Below are 20481 nucleotides of genomic sequence, written 5' to 3'. Positions count from 1 at the left end.
CGAGTTTGTCGGGATCAGTCGTCTTCGCCGAGCGCAGCTAGTTCGCGCTCCAGCAGGCTCTCGTCGCCCAGGTTGAGCTCAACCAGGCGGCGCAGGTGGCTGATCGATTCCAGATCGATATGGCGGCAAACGAAGCCCAGCAGCTCGTTGCGCGTGCGGGTCAATACCACCTCCATCTGCAGGCGGGTGCCGGCATCAAGGCTGATGGTGGCGATGAATGGCTGATTGGGATCGCCATTCCAGTCGCGCGGCCGCTTCACCAGCAAGCCTTTGAGCGACACGTCGTGCAGCTCAACCGTCCAGCGCCTCTCGCCCTGGGCGAGTTCGGTGGCGGCGTCGAAGGCGATGCGCTGGAAGCGTCGACGCTCGATTGTCGTATCACTCATGTCGAGTTTCCTCTGCGGTTTTGTCCACTATAGCCAAGCCACGCCGCCGGCGCTGCCAGTAGATACCTGAGGTGATCAGGGCTAGCACGCCCAACGGCAGCCAGTACTTGAAGGAGCCCAGTGCCTGATGCACGGCCTGTGTGCGTTCGTTCCATAGACGTTGACGGGCGCTGGCGAAGTCAGGTTCCTGGCATTCGAAACCAAAGTTGCCTGCCCATTCCACGTAGGGGCCTTCTTTCACGTAGCGCTGGTAATAGCCGCGGGCGCCGGGCAGGTCGCGGTAGTTGATCCAGCCGCTTGCCTTGCACAGTACGGCGGCGAAAGCCTGGCTGCTGGTCGGTAGCTGGTCGGCAGCGCGGTTGGCCAGTTCGGCCGCGACCCAACGATAGTGGTAGCGGCGGTTCGGCTGTGCGGCGCTGGCATTCTGCAGTTGTGCCTCGGCAGGAGTGAGCAGCCCGCCGGCTTGCACCGGCTTGGCGAACTCCTCACCGAAGTTGCCGCCAATCCACGCCTCGTCCGGTCCGAGTTCGTAGCCGAGCAGCTCCATGCCCTGCTCGCGCGCTAGCCTGGCGGCCCGATAGTAACCCTCCGCACGACCGATGGTGGTCCAGGCATCCTCGGCCTGTTCGCGGGCCTCGCCGTACTGGCGGGCGGCCTGTTGCAGCTCGGGGCTGGTGAAGTAGGGTACCGCGTCGGCGTAGTGGCCTTCACGCAACAGGCGGCGTCCGAGCAGCTCCCGCAGGGCGGTGGCCGGTGGGCGATTCCAGTAGCTGTACTGTTCGCCATCGGTTGTTGGCGGTGCGGTGGTGACCTTGGCATCCACATAGCCTTTGAGCTCGGTGCTGCTCAACACCCGCTCGGCTACTTCGGCGGCATCCTGCCAATAGTTCTCTCCACTGCGATAGAGCTGATCGAAGGCCTCAAGGTAGTCGCCACGCTCCAGCGCCAGGATGGCCATTTCGCCTTCTATCCGGCAGCGTGGCTTGAGTGTCTCGTAGCTCCAGTTGGCAGCCCTGCGCAAACCCCAGTCTTCGGTGGCTGGGAATGCCTCGGCGGCCTTCGCGTATGCCTGGACAGCGGCGTTCTTGTCGCCGTCCTGCAGCGCCAGCTTGGCGCGCAGCCACCAGGCCAGTCCGCCGTCTCCAGCCTGGGTAACGAAGCGGCGGGCGGATTCATAGTCGCCCAGCTGATAGCTGAGTGCGGCCAGGCGGTCGGCGATCTGCGGTTGGATCTGCATCGATTGCAGCAACTGCAGCAGGCGTTGGTTGACCTTGCTGTCGGTGTCGTAGGCATCCAATCGGCTGAACAGATGGGCGGCCAGCAGTTGCTGAACCTCCAGCTCACTCAGTAAAGGGCGTAGTTCGGTGTCGTCCATGCGATTGAGCTGGCGTGCCAGCTCGCGCAACGAACTGTATCCCGTGGTCGATCCCTGGCGGGATTGGCTGGCATAGAGACGGATGGCCGAGCTCCAGTCTCCTTCCTCCAATGCCAGCCGGGCCTCCTCCCCGAGACTGGCGATGCCCAGCTCCAAGGGGTCTTCGAGGCCTGCAACGCTTGCCGCGCGGGCCTGCTGGAAGGCTATACGGGCTTGCTGGCGCAGTTCGCGCTGGCGCTGCAGGGCCGCCGCCTCGTCCATGACGGTATCCGGGGCGCTGACTGCGTGTTCGGCCAGGGCGCGTCCCAGGGAGTAGGCGGCCCAGGTGGTGCGCTGTGCTCGTTCGGCTGCTGGCAGCGCCAGCACGCGGCGGAAGTAGTCGGCGGCCAGGCCCATGTCGTGCTCGGCGAAAGCCACGGCACCGGCGGTGTAGAGGCGCAGCTCGGCGGGCAGCTCGGCACCTTCGGTTTCGGCCTGGTGGGCGTCGGTCAGGGTGCGCAGGTGGCTGACCAGGGCGAAGCGCTCAGCATTGAGCTGCTCCTTCTCCACGCCGACGCGTGCGTCCAGGTAGCGTTGGTTGTTCTCGTCCCAGTAGGGCTCCAGGGTGGCTGGCCCGGCTTGGCCGAGGCCCTGGATACTTGGTGCGATGCGGGCTATCTCGAAGGCGAAGTTGCCTTCAGGCATTTCGCCGAGCGCGTTGGTACGGTCGGAGAGCAGTCGATAGGGAAATTCCGGGCCGCACGCCTGGGTCGCGCCCAGCGGAAGCAGACTGGCGATGGCCAGGGCCAGTAGGGTTCTAGAACTGCACATGCATGCCTCCTTGGTCGATCTGTTCGCAGCGTGCCCAGCCCAGGGCAAGGTATTCACCGGCATTCAGCCGGCCGTCGCGGCGCCGCACGAAGGCCAGGCGGTTGTCGTCACGCTCTACCCGGTAGTCACCCACTGCGTCGGCCGCCGCGCATGCCCGCGCGGGCAATTCGATACGCTTGGGCAACGGGCTGGCGAGATTGCCGTTATTGAATAACTGCAACTGGCTGAAACCATCCTTCTGCTGGCGCTGCAGGGCCAGCGAAGGTGCCAGTGGCTGGCCTCGTACCACTGCCAGCAGGGTCGGCAATGGCCAGGCGCGGCGGTCGCCGACCAGTGGCAGGCGGAACCAGAGGATGCCGCTCAGGTGTTCGGGGGGATCGGCGCGCAGTTCGTTCAGTAGTTCGCTGACCTGCACCGGGTCGGCGCGCAGTTCGTGGCGCGGCCCACCCTGGCGGAGAGGCGTCTCGCTCTCGACCTGACCGTCGCTGGTAAGGGCCACGCCATACGCCGGCAGAGCCAGGTGGAAGGGCTTGCGGCTGCGCGCGCCATAGAGTTCTGCCCATTGCAGGGCCTGTTCCGGGGCGAACAATCCGCTCTTGGGATCGCTTACCGCGTGCACCTGCAGCACCGAGGTATCGACGGCGGCGAGTACCTCATCCAGTGCCGTACTGTTCAGCCAGGCGGGCAAGGCGGTGATGCTCAGCTGCAGGTCATCCGGCAGGTCGCGGTGCAGCTCACGCAGCAGTGCGGCGTAGGCGGGCAGGCGTGCGGTGGCGCAGTCGTGATCGATCTCAAGGCCTTGCAGGCGAAGGCCAGCTGCGCGCCAGTCCTGCAGCAGGATGGCGATCTGCCGGCCGATCTCGTCCGGGTCCAGCTGTGGTAGCTGACCGTCGAGGCGCACTACTGCCACCAGAGGTCGACCATCGCGGCGCAGCAGCTCCAGATCGGGAAGGGCGCGGCTCCAGCCAGCTTGTGGATGGGCCTGCAGAGCCAGTACGCGCAGTGTGGAAAAATCGGCGCGGCTTTGTGCCAGCGCCTCGGCATGGGCCGGGCGCCACTGGCGCTGCCAGATATAGAGTTGTTGATCCAGCAGCACGCTTTCCTCGGTGCAACCGACCAGGTAGGCCAGCAGGAGGGCGAGTAGCGGGCGGGGCATTGAAAACATGCGGCGTAGCATCCTGGCGGTCGCCGAAAAGGGCGCTAGTGTAACTGCGTGGAACGCTTTGAAATGCCTACTAGACCAAGGTCGAGTAATGCAGGTGCGATCCAGCGTCTAAGCTTGAGCGGCAGCCTGTCTGTCCTTCAGTTAGGAGTAATCATGAACAATAACAATAGCCTGCTGCGCCACCTGCCTTGGGCAGTGCTGGCAGTGGTGGGCGCCTGTGCCTTGGGTGTCGTGGCGTTGCGCCGCGGTGAAGCCATCAACGCGTTGTGGATAGTAGTGGCGGCCGTCGCTCTCTATCTCGTTGCCTACCGTTACTACAGTCTGTTCATCGCCAACAAGGTGATGCAGCTGGACCCCACCCGCGCCACCCCGGCGCTGCTCAACAACGATGGTCTGGACTATGTGCCGACCAACAAGCACATCCTCTTCGGTCACCACTTCGCCGCCATCGCCGGCGCTGGCCCGCTGGTCGGCCCGGTACTCGCCGCGCAGATGGGCTACCTGCCCGGCACGCTCTGGCTGATCGCCGGCGTGGTGCTGGCCGGTGCGGTGCAGGATTTCATGGTCCTGTTCATCTCCACCCGTCGTAACGGCCGCTCGCTCGGTGAGCTGGTGCGCGAGGAGATGGGCCAGATACCGGGCACCATCGCCCTGTTCGGCGCCTTCCTGATCATGATCATCATCCTCGCGGTGCTCTCGCTGATCGTGGTCAAGGCGCTGGCCGAAAGCCCGTGGGGCATGTTCACGGTGATGGCGACCATCCCCATCGCGGTGTTCATGGGCGTGTACATGCGCTACATCCGCCCGGGCCGCATCGGCGAGATCTCGGTGATCGGCGTGGTCCTGCTGCTGGCCTCGATCTGGGCCGGCGGCCAGGTGGCTGCCGACCCGACCTGGGGTCCGGCCTTCACCTTCACCGGCGTGCAGATCACCTGGATGCTGATCGGCTATGGCTTCGTCGCCGCCGTGCTGCCGGTGTGGCTGATCCTTGCCCCGCGTGACTACCTGTCGACCTTCCTCAAGATCGGCACCATCATCGCCCTGGCTATCGGCATTCTGGTGGTCATGCCTGAGCTGAAAATGCCGGCGCTGACCCAGTTCACCGACGGCACCGGCCCGGTGTGGAAGGGCACCCTGTTCCCGTTCCTGTTCATCACCATCGCCTGCGGCGCGGTGTCCGGCTTCCACGCGCTGATCAGCTCGGGCACCACGCCCAAGCTGCTGGCCAACGAGTCGCATGCCCGTTACATCGGCTACGGCGGCATGCTGATGGAGTCGTTCGTCGCCATCATGGCCATGGTCGCTGCCTCGGTGATCGAGCCGGGCGTGTACTTCGCCATGAACAGCCCGGCCGCGGTGGTCGGCTCCGACGCCGCCGCCGTGGCCGCCACCGTCAGCAGCTGGGGCTTCGCCATCACGCCTGACGCGCTGGAGGCCGTGGCCAAGGACATCGGCGAGAACACCATCCTGGCTCGTGCCGGCGGTGCGCCGACCCTCGCCGTGGGTATCGCGCAGATCCTCCACAGCGTGCTGCCGGGCGAGAACACCATGGCGTTCTGGTACCACTTCGCCATTCTGTTCGAGGCGCTGTTCATCCTCACTGCGGTGGACGCCGGTACCCGTGCCGGTCGCTTCATGCTGCAGGACCTGCTCGGTAACTTCGTGCCGGCCCTGAAGAAGACCGAATCCTGGGGCGCCAACGTGATCGCCACCGCCGGCTGTGTGGCGATGTGGGGCTGGCTGCTGTACCAGGGCGTGGTCGATCCGCTGGGCGGTATCAACACCCTGTGGCCGCTGTTCGGCATCTCCAACCAGATGCTCGCCGGTATCGCCCTGATGCTCGGCAGCGTGGTGCTGATCAAGATGAAGCGCCAGCGCTACGTCTGGGTCACCCTGGTGCCGGCCTGCTGGCTGCTGATCTGCACCACCACCGCTGGCCTGATCAAGCTGCTCGACCCGAACCCGGCCGTCGGCTTCCTGGCCCTGGCCAAGAAGTACAGCGATGCGCTGGACGCCGGTCAGGTCCTGGCTCCGGCCAAGGACATCGGCCAGATGCAGCACGTGATCTTCAACGCCTACACCAACTCGGTGCTGACCGTGCTGTTCCTGTTCGTGGTGCTCAGCGTGCTGTTCTACGCGATCAAGGTCGGCCGCGCCGCCTGGATCAAGCCTGAGCGCACTGATAAGGAAACCCCGTTCCAGCCGATTCCGGACGCCTGATATGTTCAATGACCTGAGTCGCATGGGTAAGTATCTCGGGCAGGCCGCCCGCATGCTGGTGGGCATGCCCGACTACGACAACTATGTGGAGCACATGGCCAAGAAGCATCCGGACAAGCCGGTGATGAGCTACGAGGCGTTCTTCCGCGAACGCCAGGAGGCTCGCTACGGTGGCGGTAAAGGACGCCCCATCCGCTGCTGCTGAACCTACCCCGCTAAGCTACTGCGCTTGGCATCTTGGGCGCGGGCAGTGCTCGGAATCCTCATGTACTGGAGTACATTGCGGTTCCTGTGCGCTGGCCGCTCCCAACCTGCCTACGCTCGCAACGCTTATCGAGGCAGGTTAGGTTTACCCACGCGCCACGCCTAGTCGTGGCGCGTGTCATTTTGGAGATCGCGATGTATCCCGAACCCATTCCCGTCACCGTGCTCACCGGCTTCCTCGGTGCCGGCAAGACCACCCTGCTGCGCCACATGCTGCAGGCCGAGCATGGCCTCAAGCTGGCGGTCATCGAGAACGAATTCAGCGCCACGCCGATCGATGGCCAACTACTCGGCGACAAGCCGGTCGAGTTGCTGACCCTGGCCAACGGCTGCGTCTGCTGCTCGATCCATGTCGAACTGGAGAAGGCCCTGTACCTGCTGTTGGACAAGCTGGACGCCGGCGAGCTGGCTTTCGACCGCCTGGTGATCGAGTGCACCGGCCTGGCCGACCCGGCGCCGGTGGCGCAGACCTTCTTCGCCGACGAGGAGCTGGCCCAGCGCTACGTGCTCGACGGCATCGTCACCCTGGTCGATGCGGTGAACGCCGAGCGCCACCTGCAGGAGGCCATCGCCCAGGCCCAGGTCGGTTTTGCCGACCGCATCCTGCTGAGCAAGACCGACCTGGCCGAGCCTGCGCAGGTCGAGGCACTGAGCACGCGCCTGGCGCGGATCAACCGTCGTGCGCCGCTGCGCGTGGTCGAGCATGGGCGCATCGACCTGGCCGAGCTGCTCGACATCCGTGGCTTCAACCTCAATGCCGATGTCGCCCCGGCGCCCTTGCTGCGCCCGCTGGCGCCGGTCGGCCAGGCGGTGGACCGCATCCGCACGCTGGTGCTGCACAGCGACCAGGCGCTGGATATGGAGCGCCTGAGCGCCTACATGGAAGACCTGCTGGAACGCCACGGCAACGCGCTGCTGCGCTACAAGGGCGTGCTCAGTGTGGCTGGCGACGAGCGCCGCCTGGTGTTCCAGGGCGTGCTGCGCCTGTACGGCTTCGACTGGGACGAACCTTGGGCCGAGGGCGAAGCGCGCGAGAGCGTGCTGGTGTTCATCGGCGACGACCTGCCCGAAGATGAGATTCGCGCCGGGTTTGCCGCGCTTGCTCCCTCTCCCTCCGGGAGAGGGATGGGGCGGCCCGCGTAGGGTGAGGGTGTCTCGGGTGGCTCGGCGCTGCCAGCCAGCCCCTCACCCCCGGCCCCTCTCCCGAAGGGAGAGGGGAGATAGCGGAAACGAAAAAGCCCGGCGTGTGCCGGGCTTTTTCGTTTCCGCGCTGACGCTTACTTGCCGTATACCGGCAGCTTGGCGCAGACGGCCTTGACCTTCTCGCGTACTGCGTCGACCACGGACTCGTCGCCCATGTTCTGCAGGATGTCGCAGATCCAGCCAGCCAGCTCCTTGCACTCGGTTTCCTGGAAGCCGCGGGTGGTGACGGCCGGGGTGCCGATGCGCAGACCGGAGGTAACGAACGGCGAACGCGGGTCGTTCGGCACGCTGTTCTTGTTCACGGTGATGAAGGCGCGACCCAGGGCGGCGTCGGCGTCCTTACCGGTGATGTCCTGCTTGATCAGGGACAGCAGGAACAGGTGGTTCTGGGTGCCGCCGGAGACGACGTCGAAACCGCGCTCGATGAACACGCTGGCCATGGCCTGGGCGTTCTTCACCACTTGCTGCTGGTACACCTTGAACTCGGGCTGCAGGGCTTCCTTGAAACAGATGGCCTTGGCGGCGATCACGTGCTCCAGCGGACCACCCTGGGCGCCCGGGAAGACGGCGGAGTTCAGCTTCTTCTCGATCTCTTCGTTCTTGCGAGCGAGGATCAGGCCGCCGCGCGGGCCGCGCAGGGTCTTGTGGGTGGTGGTGGTGACCACGTCGGCGAATGGTACCGGGTTCGGGTACACGCCAGCGGCAACCAGGCCGGCCACGTGGGCCATGTCGACGAACAGGTAGGCACCGACCTTGTCGGCAATGGCGCGGAAGCGGGCGAAGTCCAGCACCTGCGAGTAGGCGGAGAAGCCGGCGACGATCATCTTCGGCTTGTGCTCGACGGCCAGGCGCTCGACTTCGTCGTAGTCGATCAGGCCGGCGTCGGTGATGCCGTACTGCACGGCGTTGTACAGCTTGCCGGAGGAGGAAACGCTGGCGCCGTGGGTCAGGTGACCGCCGTGGGCCAGGCTCATGCCGAGGATGGTGTCACCGGCCGACAGCAGGGCCAGGTAGACGGCGGCGTTGGCCTGGGAGCCGGCGTGCGGCTGGACGTTGGCGTAGTCGGCGCCGAACAGTTCCTTGGCGCGGTCGATGGCCAGCTGCTCGACCACATCGACGTACTCGCAGCCACCGTAGTAGCGCTTGCCCGGGTAGCCTTCGGCGTACTTGTTGGTCAGCACGCTGCCCTGGGCTTCCATCACCGCCGGGCTGGTGTAGTTCTCGGAAGCGATCAGCTCGATGTGATGCTCCTGGCGCTGGGCTTCCTGCTCCATGGCGGCAAAGAGGTCGGCATCGTAACGGGCAATGGTCAAATCACGGCTGAACATGGTGGTCACCTGATCTATCAGCGGGCGGTAGTAAGAGTCTGTCTGACGACCCATGGCCGACGAGCGGCGGATCGTAAACAGGTTCTAAGGGAGGCGGGCATTCTACCCGATGTGCCGCCGCCTGGCACATGAAAGGCGGTCAAGTGCCGGACAAGCGGGGTTCACGCACCGCCGCCGGCGATCAGGTGAGCATGAACAGCGCGTTGCCGCCGAACTGCGCCTCCAGTTGCTCGGCCGCCATCGGTTTACCGAACAGGTAGCCCTGTACCTCGTCGCAGCCGTGGTCGCGCAGGAAGTCGAGCTGTTCCTGCGCTTCCACACCCTCGGCGATTACCGCCAGATTGAGGCTGTGGGCCATGGCGATGATGGCACGGGCGATCTGCGCGTCCTGCTCGCCCCCCGGCAGGCCGTCGACGAAGCTGCGGTCGATCTTCAGCACGTCGATGGGGAACTGTTTGAGGTAGTTGAGCGACGAGTAGCCGGTGCCGAAGTCGTCGACCGCGATGGACAGGCCGAGCCGCTTGAGGCTGGCCAGCACCTGCAGGGTCTCGCTGACATCGCGCATCAGGATCGATTCGGTCAGCTCAAGTTCCAGGCTGGCCGGCTTCAGGCCGCTCTCGCCGAGCACGCGGGAAATGCGCATGCCCAGCTGGCCATCGGCGAACTGGCGGGCGGAGAGGTTGACCGAGACCTTGGGTACGCGCATGTCGGCATCGTGCCAGGCCTTGAGCTGGCGGCAGGCCTCGGCGATCACCCAGTCACCGACCTGGACGATCAGGCCCAGCTCCTCCAGTACTGGTATGAACTCATGAGGTGCCACCAGGCCACGGCGTGGATGATTCCAACGCAGCAGGGCCTCGACGCCGGTCAGGCGTTTGCCGTCGCTGGACAGCTGCGGCTGGTAATAGAGGAGGAACTGACCCTGCTCCAGGGCATGGCGCAGGTCGCTCTCCAATTCCAGGCGCTGCAGGGCGGTGGCGTTCATCTCCGCCTGATAGAACTGGAAGTTGTTCTTGCCGCGTTCCTTGGCGTGATACATGGCCGTGTCGGCGTTCTTCATCAGTTGGCTCAGCTCGTCGCCGTCCTGCGGGCTTAGGGCGATGCCGATACTGGCGGTAACGAAGAACTCGCGACCTTGCAGCACGAACGGCTGGGCCAGGCTGGCGAGGATCTGTTCGGCCACGTGGATGGCGCGGTTGAGGGCGCCCGCACGGGTGTTGCGCGGCTGTAGCAGCAGGGTGAACTCGTCGCCCCCCATGCGCGCCACGGTATCGTCCTCGTCGACACAGGCGGCCAGACGCACGGCCACGTCCTTTAGCATGCGGTCGCCAGCGGCGTGGCCGAGGGAGTCGTTGATTGGCTTGAAACGGTCGAGGTCGAGGAACATCAGCACCACCCACTCCTCGTGCCGTTCGGCGTGCTGCAGGGCGGTGTGCAGGCGGTCCTGGAACAGGGTGCGGTTGGGCAGCAGGGTCAGTGCGTCGTAGTAGGCCAGGCGGTGGATGCGTTGTTCGCTGGCCTTGCGCTCGCTGATGTCGTTGAAGAAGCACACGTAGCTGACCAGGTCGCCGTCGTCGTCGTGCACCGCGGTGATGCCGACCCAGGCCGGGAACTGCTCGCCATTCCTGCGCTTGAGCCACAGCTCGCCCTCCCAGCTGCCGTGTTGGTTGAGCTGAGTGAGAATGTAGGCGAACTGGGCGGCCTGCTGACGATCAGCGGTGAGCATGCCGGGCAGCTGGTCGAGCACTTCCTTGCCGGCATAGCCGCTGATGCGCTGGAAGGTCTCGTTGATGCGCACGATGTAGCCGGCCGGATCGGTGACCAGGATGGCTGCGGTAGAGTGATCGAATACGGTGGCGGCCATGCGCAGATCGCGTTCGGCGCGGCGCTGCTGGGTGATGTCGCGGCCGATACCGAGTACGCCTTCAAAGCGCTCCTGTTCGTCCCACATCAGCGTCAGTCGCATCTCCACGGTGATCTTGCGGCCGTCGGCACGCAGGCAGTCGAAGACGAAGGTGCGGCCACTCAGGCCGGCCTGCAGCTCGACGAGACGCTCCGCGTTGCCGAGGGAACTGCGCACCTGCTCCAGTAGCTGCAGCAGGCTGGCCAGTTGGCGGGGGTTGGTGACGATATTGAGCAGATCGTTGTCCAGCAGCCATTCCGGGCTGTAACCGAAGAAGCCTTCGGCCGACGGGCTGACGTAGTTCAACTGCAGAGCGCTGTTGGTAGAGAGGATCACGTCGCTGATGCTCTCCGCCAGCAGACGGTAGCGGCGTTCGCTATCGAGCAGGCTGGCCTGGGCGTTGATCTCGCCGGTGATGTCTTTGGCAATGCCGATCAGGTGGCTTACGCGGCCGTGACGGTCGCGGCTGAGGGCGTGTTCGCGGATGTCGAACCAGTGCCAGCTGCCGTCGCGGTGGCGCCAGCGCAGGCGGAATTGCAGCTGCTGACCCTTGCCAACCACCTTTTGCAGGTTGCGCACACGTTGGTACAACTCGACATCGTCCGGGTGGAGAATCTTCTCCCACAGCTTTTCGCCGAGCTGATGCAGCTCCTTCTTGCTGTAGCCCAGATCGGGGCCCAGGCGATTGTTGCTGAACATCACCTGCATGCTGCTCATGTCATGCACGTAGAGGGTATCCGGCACCGAGCGCAATACATCGGACCAGAAGCGCTCGCGCTCCACCAGCGACAGCTCGACGCGTTTGCGGCTGGTGATGTCATGCACGCTGAGTGTCACCGCGCGCAGCTCGTCGCGGCTCTCGGGGAACTGCAGGTTCAGCCACAGATAGCGCTCGTGGCCTTGCGGCGTGCGCATGCGGCTCTCGACCATCATGTCGTGCTCGCCGTCGAGCAGGGCGCTGATCAGCGCATGGCGCGCACCTTTTGGCCGCAGCGGCGCCGAACCGATCAGATGGTCCCAGACCTGCTGCACCTCATCCACGCCAAGCAACTGCAGGGCGACCTTGTTCACTTCGCTGATGCGAATGTGTCGCAGCAGTTCGCCGTTGCGTGTTTCATCTTCCTCCAGCCACGGCAGCAGCTGGGCACTGTGTTGCAGGTCCTGGGTATCGAGGTAGGTGCGCAGTTCGTACAGGTCGAGCACGCAGAGGGCCACGCCGCTGCCTTCGAAGATGTCCTGGTAGCGCCGGCGAGTGTCCTGCAGTACACGCAGGGCCTGCTGTTCCTCGGTGACATCGCGCAATACCCAGGCTCGCCCCGGTTCCGGGTTGTCGGTATAGAGGGCGTGGCAGGTGACGTGGTACAGGCGGCGCTGGCCGTCCTGTAGCACCTCGATGGGCGCGCTCTGCTCGTAGAACGCATTTTCCATCCAGGGGGTCAGTGCGGGCAGCAGCTCCAGCAGGTGCATCTGGCTGGCGGTGGCCAGATCGAGACCGAACATCTGCTCGGCGCGTGGATTCAGGTAGCTGATATGGCCATCGGGCTGGGTTACCAGTACGCGCTCGTCGATCGCCCCGAGGGCGCCGATGGCATCCTCCATGGAACGTCGCGACAGGGCGTGGTAGGCGCGCAGGCGGTTTTGTTCACGTAGCAGGCTGAACAGGGCTAGCAGGGTCAGGGCGCCGCAGAGGATGAACAGCAGTAACTTGCTGGCTTGACGTGGCAATACGTCGGCGCGCAGGGCTGCGGCATCGAACAGAGCGACGATTCGCCAATCGCTGCCGGCCAGGGGCAGTTGCTGGAGGCTCAGGCCCTGTTCCCTGGCGGTCAGGGGCGTGCTGCCGGCCCCTGCGGGGTGGCGAAGCATCGCCAGACCACTGCTCGCATCCTGCAATACCCACGGCAGGTCGGCCGGTTGCTCGGGCAGCCATCGCTGCAGCGCTTCGATCTTGAAGCGCACCCGCCAGCCACCACTGCCTTCCGGATAGGGCAGGTCGACCTGGACCAGGCCGTTGTTCAGCCGGGAGAGCGTGAAGTGGTATGGCTGCTGCTGGTTAAAGAGGGTCTTGTCGTCCGCGGCCGGATTGCTGTCGGACAGCGTCTGACCGTTGGTCCCGATCCAGGCCAGGCTATCCAGGCGTGGGTAGTCGCGATGCAGGCGCTCCAGCAGAGCGCCGAGCTGTGGTTCAGTCAGCGGCTGAGGGGCATGGTTGGCCAGGAAGGTGCGGCCGGACTCGGCCTTGAGTTTCATGGCCAGGGCCAGGTGATCGCTTAGCTGGCTGGCATGGTCCAGATGGCGCTGGCGCTCGCTCCGCTCCTGATTACTGGCCTCCTGCTGCAACTGCCACAGCAACAGACCGAGCATCAACGCTACTAGCAGAGCCAGTGCGCCTTTCAGAGAGCCACGGTGTGGGCGGGCGAGCGGATCGCTGGATGAGCGTGAAGAAGGAGGGCGAGATAGTGACACGCGTATGAACCCTGCTGATACAGCTGCTGGATCGGGCCTTGCCTGGCAATCGGGACCGCGTAGCATGCCCGGAAAAGCGGCCAAGTGCTATCACTGTCCATCGGGTCCGGTTTGCCCCTCCGGGAGCATTCCGGTAGCTTTGCCGCACGCGCGTGGCGCACGGGGCTATGATGCTTCCTTGCCTCAGAGTATTGCCCAGTAGCCGGTCGGCCGCTGGCGCAATTGCCTCTTCAATCCCTCAGTTATGCAGAACCAAGGTCATCCATGGCTCAATACGTCTACACCATGCATCGGCTCGGCAAGGTCGTGCCGCCGAAGCGGGAAATCCTCAAGAACATCTCCCTGTCATTCTTCCCGGGCGCCAAGATCGGCGTACTCGGCCTGAACGGTGCCGGTAAGTCCACCCTGCTGCGCATTATGGCCGGCGTCGACACCGAGTTCGACGGCGAAGCCCGTGCCATGCCCGGCATCAATGTCGGCTACCTGCCGCAGGAGCCGCAGCTCGACCCGAGCAAGAGCGTGCGCGAGATCGTCGAGGAGGCCGTAGGCCAGATCAAGCAGGCCCAGGCCCGTCTGGACGAGGTGTACGCCGCCTACGCCGAGCCGGACGCCGACTTCGACGCCCTGGCTGCTGAGCAAGCCAAACTGGAGGCCATCCTCCAGGCCAGCGACGGCCACAACCTCGAGCGCCAGCTGGAAGTCGCTGCCGACGCCCTGCGCCTGCCGGCCTGGGATGCGCGCATCGAACACCTGTCCGGTGGCGAGAAGCGCCGCGTGGCGCTGTGCCGCCTGCTGCTGTCGGCCCCCGACATGCTGCTGTTGGACGAGCCGACCAACCACCTGGACGCCGACTCCGTCGCCTGGCTAGAGCACTTCCTCCACGACTTCCCGGGCACCGTGGTGGCGATCACCCACGACCGTTACTTCCTCGACAACGTCGCCGGCTGGATTCTCGAGCTCGACCGCGGCGCCGGCATCCCGTACGAAGGCAACTACTCCGGCTGGCTGGAAGCCAAGTCCGACCGTCTGGCCCAGGAATCCAAGCAGCAGTCGGCCCACGAGAAGGCCATGAAGGACGAGCTGGAGTGGGTGCGCAAAGGCGCCAAGGCCCGCCAGTCCAAGTCCAAGGCCCGTCTGCAGCGCTTCGAGGAAATGCAGTCGCAGGAATTCCAGAAGCGCGCCGAGACCAACGAGATCTACATTCCTGCCGGCCCGCGTCTGGGCGACAAGGTCATCGACTTCGTCAATGTCACCAAGGGCTATGGCGACCGCGTACTGATCGACAACCTGTCGTTCAGCATCCCCAAAGGCGCCATCGTCGGCGTGATCGGCGGTAACGGTGCCGGTAAGTCGACCCTGTTCCGCATGCTGATGGGCAAGGAAACCCCGGATTCCGGCAGCATCGAGCTGGGCGACACCGTGCAGCTGGCCTGCGTGGACCAGAGCCGCGATGACCTGGACGGCAGCAAGACCGTGTGGGAAGCCGTGTCCGATGGCTTCGACATGATCAAGATCGGCAACTACGAAGTCCCGTCGCGCGGCTACGTCGGCCGCTTCAACTTCAAGGGCGGCGACCAGCAGAAGTTCGTCAAGGACCTCTCCGGTGGTGAGCGTGGCCGCCTGCACCTGGCCCTGACCCTGAAGCAGGGCGCCAACGTGCTGCTGCTCGACGAACCGTCCAACGACCTCGACGTGGAAACCCTGCGTTCGCTGGAAGAGGCGCTGCTCGACTACCCGGGCGCCGCCATCGTGATCAGCCACGATCGCTGGTTCCTGGACCGCGTGGCCACCCACATCCTGGCGTACGAGGATGACTCGCACATCGAGTTCTTCGAAGGCAACTACACCGAGTACGAAGCTGATCGTAAGAAACGCCTGGGTGATGCCGCCGCGCAGCCGCACCGCGTACGCTACAAGAAGCTGGCGCAGTAAGCGTCCGCTATAAAAGAAAACGGGGCCTGTGGGCCCCGTTTTCTTTTGGCTGGCTACCGCTTAGTGGGCGCTCCACTGGCGCGAACCGGACCTCCTATGCGCTGTGTTCTTGTCTGGATATTGCCCGGCAAGATGGCGTGGACTGGCGCCAGGAAAGGCTCAGTAGCGGTAGTTGAACATCTTGATCTCCTGTTGGAAGGCTGCACCGATCAGTGCAGCTTGTTCACTGTCGAGGACTTCCCGGTAGCTGCGTCGGTCGGTGCGGAACTCCGACTTCGCCTGGACGCCCAGTGAGCCTGGGTAGGGGATACCAAGATGGGAGAAGACATCGCCCAGCTCGCTGTCTAGGTTCTCGTAGTGCAGCACACGATCAACCAGCAGTCGGTCGGGCTCCCCAGGCTCGGTGTAGGCCGGGTGGTCGACGCAGAAGTCGGCGGAATTCAGATGCTCATCGAGCGTCGAAGTCCCGTCCAGGCGGTAGTTGTTGACGAAGTGAAAGTAGGAAAGCGTCTTGTCCCAGGGATTGCGTTCGACGCAAAAGCGAAAGTAGCTGTGCCAGCAGTCGTCGCCGATAGCTGTACGAATCGCATGGCCTTGCATGTGGTTGAAGAAGCCTTCGTGATTGCGCGCCTGGTGCGGTTCGACATGCGGTTCAATCGGCGTGACTATGTCATCTGGACCGCACTGCGAGGAGAGGAATACTTCAAGGCTGGTGCCGGCGGTCTTGCGGGTCTTGATAAAGATGAATCGGTATTTGTGGGAAACGATCATCATTCTTCTCGTATCTGGCGTGTGAGGGATGTATCACATGTGCTGGGTATGGGGCAGGTACGTGCGGAGTCGCGTAACGAGGGGCTGATCCCGTCCCTGCATATTGTCTCAACCCTTTTCGCATACCACCTGGCGCAGGCCAGGTCGCGGCGAGCCACTATCACCACGTCGATGTCCCTGTAGGCCATGGTGATCTCGTCGATCACCCCCTTATCCTTTGTGGCGCTCGACATGGACGGTAGCGTGTGGCTCATCACCCGGACGGCGCCATGGCTGCAGGGGCAGAATGGTGCAATGCAGGTGGGGCTTTTGGCCTCACTTTTTATGGGTAATTGAATCGCTCTTATGTTTTTTGCACCAAAAAGATTCATAAAGGCGTCATTTTGTTCTTTATTGGTGCAGCTTCGATTGTTAGAGTTTCGCCCCCTGAAATATCGAACCAGTGCGGGTGCTTCATGATCCAGTCCGTCGATGCCTTCCTCTCACGCCTCAAGCAACGTGATCCCGATCAGCCCGAGTTCCACCAGGCGGTGGAAGAGGTGCTGCGCTCCCTGTGGCCCTTCCTCGAGGCTAATCCGCATTATGTGGAGGCGGGCATCGTCGAGCGTATCGTCGAGCCAGAACGAGCCATTCTGTTCCGTGTGCCGTGGGTCGATGATCGCGGCCGGGTCCAGGTCAATCGTGGTTTCCGCGTGCAAATGAGCAGCGCCATCGGCCCGTATAAGGGCGGCCTGCGTTTCCACCCCTCGGTGAACCTGGGCGTGCTCAAGTTCCTGGCCTTCGAGCAGGTATTCAAGAACTCGCTGACCTCATTGCCCATGGGGGGCGGGAAGGGCGGTTCTGACTTCGATCCGAAGGGCCGTAGCGATGGCGAGGTGATGCGCTTCTGCCAGTCCTTCATGAGCGAGCTGTATCGCCATGTGGGCGCCGATCTTGACGTGCCCGCGGGCGACATCGGGGTTGGCGCGCGCGAGATCGGCTACATGTTCGGTCAGTACAAGCGCCTGGCGAACGAGTTCACCTCCGTGCTCACCGGCAAGGGGCTGACCTACGGCGGTAGCCTGATCCGCCCGGAAGCCACCGGCTATGGCTGCGTGTACTTCGCCGAGGAAATGCTCAAGCGTCAGGGGCGTGGCTTCGATGGCCAGCGCGTGGCGATCTCCGGTTCGGGCAACGTCGCCCAGTACGCCGCGCAGAAGGTCATGGAGCTGGGTGGCAAGGTCATCTCGCTGTCCGACTCCGAAGGCACCCTGTTCGCCGAAGCGGGCCTGACCGATGAGCAGTGGCAGTACCTGATGGACCTGAAGAACGTGCGCCGTGGCCGCATCAGCGAGATGGCCGAGCGTTTCGGTCTGCAGTTCCTCGCCGGCCAGCGCCCGTGGAATCTCGTGTGCGATATCGCGCTGCCCTGCGCTACCCAGAACGAACTCGATGCTGAAGACGCCCGCACGTTGCTGCGCAACGGCTGCATCTGTGTCGCCGAGGGCGCCAACATGCCGTCGACCCTGGAGGCCGTTGACCTCTTCATCGAGGCCGGCATCCTCTATGCCCCAGGCAAGGCGTCCAACGCCGGCGGCGTGGCCACCAGCGGCCTGGAGATGAGCCAGAACGCCATGCGCCTGCATTGGACTGCCGGTGAGGTGGATCAGCGTCTGCATGGCATCATGCAGAACATCCATCACGCCTGCGTGAGCCATGGTGAGGAGAACGGTCGGATCAACTACGTGAAGGGCGCCAATATCGCCGGCTTCGTGAAGGTCGCCGACGCCATGCTGGCCCAGGGCGTGGTCTGATCTTTTGCTGTGCAGAATGGCCGCCAGATGGCGGCCTTTTTCATGGGCGATGGTCTGCGGGTAGTGAATTGGTGATGCTCCATTCTTTGCGATATTCAGGAGTCGGACCTGCTGTCCCGCTCGTGTCGTCGGATGGGGCGTCGTCGGTTGGAATTTGTATGGATGGCCTCGGAAGGCGTGGCCGATCTGCCTTGCCAGCGGCGCCGGGGCAGCGCCAGAATGGCTCCATCTTGCGGCCTAGCCGCTTCGACAAGGACTTCCGATGCCTGAATCCTTCGCTGCCAGCCTGCGCCTGGCGCCCGATGCCCTGACCCGCCCCTGCGCCCCCGACCAGTTCAACTTCACCACTACCGATGATCTCGAACCCTTCCGTGGCGTGCTTGGCCAGGAGCGTGCGGTCGAGGCGTTGCAGTTCGGCGTGGCCATGCCGCGCCCGGGTTACAACGTGTATGTGATGGGGGAGCCTGGAACCGGCCGTTTCTCCTTCGTGCAGCGTTACCTGAAGGCTGAGGCCAAGCGCCAAGCCACGCCGGTCGATCGGGTGTACGTGAACAATTTCGACGAACCGCGCGAGCCACGGGCATTGGATCTGCCGGCAGGCACTGCTGCTGCGTTCGTTGCCGACATCGGTCATCTGATCGACAACCTGTTGGCGACTTTCCCGGCTGTGTTCGAGACGCCGACCTATCAACAGAAGAAGAGCGCCATTGATCGTGTCTTCAATCAGCGCTACGACAAGGCGCTGGATGTGATCGAGAAGCTTGCGCTTGAAAAAGACGTAGCGCTCTATCGCGACAGCGCCAACATCGCCTTTACCCCGATGAAGGATGGCAAGGCGCTGGATGAGGCGGATTTCGCCCAGTTGCCCGAGGCCGAGCGCGAGCGCTTTCATCTGGACATTTCCGAGCTGGAGGAGCGCCTCAACGAGGGCCTAGCCAGCCTGCCGCAGTGGAAGCGCGAGACCAGCAACCAGTTGCGTCAGCTCAATGAGGAAACCATCACCCTGGCCCTGCAGCCGCTGCTGGCGCCGCTCTGCGAACAGTATGCAGAGAATGCCGGGGTCTGTGCCTACCTACAGGCTGTACAGGTCAATCTGCTGAAGACCGTGGTCGACCAGTTGCTGGACGACAAGCCGGATGCCCAGCGCCGCGAGATGCTCGAGGAGCAGTACAGCCCCAGTCTGGTGGTCGGTCATCACGCCGACGGCGGCGCGCCGGTGGTATTCGAGTCGCACCCGACCTATGACAACCTATTCGGCCGCATCGAGTACAACACCGACCAGGGGGCGCTCTACACCAGTTATCGCCAGCTGCGCCCGGGTGCACTGCACCGGGCCAACGGCGGCTATCTGATCGTCGAGGCTGAGAAGTTGCTCAGCGAGCCCTTCGTCTGGGACGCGCTGAAACGCGCCCTGCATTCGCGCCAACTGAAAATGGAGTCGCCGCTCGGCGATCTAGGGCGCATTGCCACGGTGACCCTGACCCCGCAGCTGATTCCGCTGCAGCTCAAGGTCATCATCATCGGCTCGCGCCAGCTCTATTACACGCTGCAGGACCTGGATTCCGACTTCCAGGAGATGTTCCGCGTGCTGGTGGACTTCGACGAGGAGATCCCCGTTGCCGATGACAGCCTTGAACAGTTCGCCCAGTTGCTCAAGACGCGGACCTCGGAAGAGGGCATGGCGCCGCTGACGGCTGCTGCCGTGGCGCGTCTGGCGACTTACAGTGCTCGCCTGGCCGAGCATCAGGGCCGGCTGTCGGCGCGTATCGGTGACCTTTTCCAGCTGGTCAGCGAGGCCGACTTCGTTCGTCAGTTGGCCAGTGATGCCGTGACCGATGTCGGCCATATCGAGCGGGCGCTGAAAGCCAAGTCCGATCGTACTGGGCGTGTCTCGGCGCGAATCATCGACGACATGTTGGCCGGTATCATCCTGATCGATACCGCCGGTGAGGCCGTTGGCAAGTGCAACGGGCTGACCGTGCTCGAGGTGGGTGATTCCGCCTTCGGGGTGCCGGCGCGCATCTCGGCCACTGTCTATCCGGGCGGCTCGGGTATCGTCGATATCGAGCGTGAGGTCAGCCTGGGGCAGCCTATTCACTCCAAGGGGGTGATGATCGTCACCGGCTTCCTCGGTAGTCGTTATGCCCAGGAATTCCCGCTGGAGATTTCTGCCAGCATCGCCTTGGAGCAATCCTACGGCTATGTGGATGGCGATAGCGCATCGCTGGGCGAGGTCTGCACGCTGATCTCGGCGCTGTCACGCACGCCGCTCAAGCAGTGCTTCGCCATCACCGGTTCGATCAACCAGTTCGGCGAGGTGCAGGCAGTCGGTGGGGTCAACGAGAAGATCGAGGGCTTCTTCCGTCTCTGCGAGGCGCGCGGCCTGACTGGCGAGCAAGGGGTGATCATTCCTCACTCCAACGTCAGCAACCTGATGCTCGACGAGCGTGTGCTGCAGGCGGTGCGCAACGGCCAGTTCCATGTGTATGCGGTTCGCCATGTCGATGAGGCGCTCGCGCTGTTGCTCGGCGAGCCTGCCGGAGCGCCGAATGCCAAGGGTCAGTTCCCCAAGGGCAGCGTGAATGCGCGAGTGGTCGAGCGCCTGCGCAGCATCGCCGAGATGGGCATGGAAGAGGATGAGAAGGACAAAGAGCCGAAGGTCAAGGAAGCGAAAACCCGCGCCAAGCCGGTGGCGAAACCGTCCAAGGAGTGATGGGGTCGGCAGGGCGACAACTGGTCAGTCATTGCCCACATCGGTGGGGCCCGCAGCGGGTCTCACCGGAACGGCTTTTCCCCCGCTCCATCCACAGAGTTATCCACAGTGTGCGGGGATAACTTTTACCTTCCCGTGGCGGCGTATCGAGG

At 63.9% G+C, this 20481-nt stretch carries 12 protein-coding genes, 1 other RNA gene and 1 pseudogene; 7 read left to right on the top strand and 7 right to left on the bottom strand.

What is annotated here, in order from left to right; genetic code table 11:
* Window positions 1-14: 14 nt before the first annotated feature.
* Genes IB234_RS13940 through IB234_RS13930 form a run of 3 tightly spaced genes read right to left on the bottom strand, consistent with a single transcriptional unit; the run spans window position 15 to window position 3736 of the window.
* Complete coding sequence (locus tag IB234_RS13940; protein WP_192318684.1) at window positions 15-386, bottom strand: PilZ domain-containing protein; 372 nt, start codon at window positions 384-386, stop codon at window positions 15-17.
* Complete coding sequence (locus IB234_RS13935) at window positions 379-2571, bottom strand: hypothetical protein (RefSeq protein ID WP_192318682.1); 2193 nt, start codon at window positions 2569-2571, stop codon at window positions 379-381. The genes IB234_RS13940 and IB234_RS13935 overlap by 8 nt, the downstream gene beginning before the upstream one ends.
* Entirely contained in the window at window positions 2558-3736 is a 1179-nt protein-coding gene (locus IB234_RS13930) for a DUF3142 domain-containing protein (protein ID WP_192318680.1), read from the bottom strand. Before IB234_RS13930 ends, IB234_RS13935 begins: the two co-directional genes overlap by 14 nt.
* A 153-nt stretch (window positions 3737-3889) precedes the next feature.
* Here IB234_RS13930 and IB234_RS13925 point away from each other — a divergent pair, with 153 nt between their 5' ends.
* The 4 genes from IB234_RS13925 (at window position 3890) to yjiA (ending at window position 7363) form a co-directional block, all read left to right on the top strand.
* Complete coding sequence (locus tag IB234_RS13925; protein ID WP_192318633.1) at window positions 3890-5956, top strand: carbon starvation CstA family protein; 2067 nt, start codon at window positions 3890-3892, stop codon at window positions 5954-5956.
* A 1-nt stretch (window position 5957) separates the two neighbouring features.
* Window positions 5958-6161 (top strand): YbdD/YjiX family protein, encoded by a 204-nt coding sequence (locus IB234_RS13920; protein ID WP_043308942.1) that lies wholly within the window; start codon window positions 5958-5960, stop codon window positions 6159-6161.
* Window positions 6162-6221: 60 nt separating this feature from the next.
* Window positions 6222-6301, top strand: a non-coding RNA gene (locus tag IB234_RS13915) — sX9 sRNA.
* 54 nt (window positions 6302-6355) lie between these two features.
* Window positions 6356-7363, top strand: coding sequence for a GTPase (gene yjiA, locus IB234_RS13910; protein WP_192318631.1), 1008 nt, complete (start codon window positions 6356-6358; stop codon window positions 7361-7363).
* Between the two features lie 134 nt (window positions 7364-7497).
* On the opposite strand, the gene glyA is transcribed toward yjiA, so the two are convergent.
* Both glyA and IB234_RS13900 read right to left on the bottom strand, forming a co-directional pair.
* On the bottom strand, window positions 7498-8751 hold the full coding sequence (gene glyA, locus IB234_RS13905) for a serine hydroxymethyltransferase (protein ID WP_192318628.1): 1254 nt from the start codon (window positions 8749-8751) through the stop codon (window positions 7498-7500).
* A gap of 181 nt (window positions 8752-8932) precedes the next feature.
* Window positions 8933-13018, bottom strand: a complete 4086-nt coding sequence (locus tag IB234_RS13900; RefSeq protein WP_225580573.1) for an EAL domain-containing protein — start codon at window positions 13016-13018, stop codon at window positions 8933-8935.
* A 366-nt stretch (window positions 13019-13384) separates the two neighbouring features.
* Between IB234_RS13900 and ettA the strand changes: the two genes are divergently transcribed.
* Window positions 13385-15052 carry an energy-dependent translational throttle protein EttA gene (ettA, locus tag IB234_RS13895; RefSeq protein WP_192318626.1) on the top strand — a complete coding sequence of 556 codons (1668 nt, stop codon included), beginning with the start codon at window positions 13385-13387 and terminating at the stop codon, window positions 15050-15052.
* 159 nt (window positions 15053-15211) lie between these two features.
* Here the strand turns inward: ettA and IB234_RS13890 are convergent, their stop codons facing one another.
* Together IB234_RS13890 and IB234_RS24400 are read right to left on the bottom strand one after the other, a co-directional pair.
* A complete protein-coding gene (locus IB234_RS13890; protein WP_192318596.1) occupies window positions 15212-15823 on the bottom strand; it encodes a sulfotransferase family 2 domain-containing protein in 612 nt (203 codons plus the stop codon).
* A gap of 108 nt (window positions 15824-15931) precedes the next feature.
* Window positions 15932-16041 (bottom strand): annotated as a pseudogene (locus tag IB234_RS24400) (hypothetical protein); the annotation flags it as partial.
* Between the two features lie 237 nt (window positions 16042-16278).
* Here IB234_RS24400 and gdhA point away from each other — a divergent pair.
* Both gdhA and IB234_RS13880 read left to right on the top strand, forming a co-directional pair.
* Window positions 16279-17616, top strand: a complete 1338-nt coding sequence (gene gdhA / locus IB234_RS13885; protein ID WP_192318594.1) for an NADP-specific glutamate dehydrogenase — start codon at window positions 16279-16281, stop codon at window positions 17614-17616.
* Between the two features lie 262 nt (window positions 17617-17878).
* Window positions 17879-20329 (top strand): Lon protease family protein, encoded by a 2451-nt coding sequence (locus IB234_RS13880; protein ID WP_192318592.1) that lies wholly within the window; start codon window positions 17879-17881, stop codon window positions 20327-20329.
* Window positions 20330-20481 lie beyond the last annotated feature (152 nt).

It is taken from the genome of Pseudomonas sp. PDM16 (assembly GCF_014851865.1).
Lineage (GTDB): Bacteria > Pseudomonadota > Gammaproteobacteria > Pseudomonadales > Pseudomonadaceae > Aquipseudomonas.
Note: the sequence above shows the minus strand (reverse complement) of the source record. Positions and strands in the feature narration are given on the sequence as shown.

Coding starts and splice junctions, on each gene's coding strand:
- ettA (WP_192318626.1), top strand. CDS start 13,385: ATGGCTCAATACGTCTACACCATGCATCGGCTCGGCAAGGTCGTGCCG.
- IB234_RS13925 (WP_192318633.1), top strand. CDS start 3,890: ATGAACAATAACAATAGCCTGCTGCGCCACCTGCCTTGGGCAGTGCTG.
- IB234_RS13930 (WP_192318680.1), bottom strand. CDS start 3,736: ATGTTTTCAATGCCCCGCCCGCTACTCGCCCTCCTGCTGGCCTACCTG.
- IB234_RS13920 (WP_043308942.1), top strand. CDS start 5,958: ATGTTCAATGACCTGAGTCGCATGGGTAAGTATCTCGGGCAGGCCGCC.
- IB234_RS13935 (WP_192318682.1), bottom strand. CDS start 2,571: ATGTGCAGTTCTAGAACCCTACTGGCCCTGGCCATCGCCAGTCTGCTT.
- IB234_RS13880 (WP_192318592.1), top strand. CDS start 17,879: ATGCCTGAATCCTTCGCTGCCAGCCTGCGCCTGGCGCCCGATGCCCTG.
- gdhA (WP_192318594.1), top strand. CDS start 16,279: ATGATCCAGTCCGTCGATGCCTTCCTCTCACGCCTCAAGCAACGTGAT.
- IB234_RS13940 (WP_192318684.1), bottom strand. CDS start 386: ATGAGTGATACGACAATCGAGCGTCGACGCTTCCAGCGCATCGCCTTC.
- IB234_RS13890 (WP_192318596.1), bottom strand. CDS start 15,823: ATGATCGTTTCCCACAAATACCGATTCATCTTTATCAAGACCCGCAAG.
- yjiA (WP_192318631.1), top strand. CDS start 6,356: ATGTATCCCGAACCCATTCCCGTCACCGTGCTCACCGGCTTCCTCGGT.
- glyA (WP_192318628.1), bottom strand. CDS start 8,751: ATGTTCAGCCGTGATTTGACCATTGCCCGTTACGATGCCGACCTCTTT.
- IB234_RS13900 (WP_225580573.1), bottom strand. CDS start 13,018: ATGCTCGGTCTGTTGCTGTGGCAGTTGCAGCAGGAGGCCAGTAATCAG.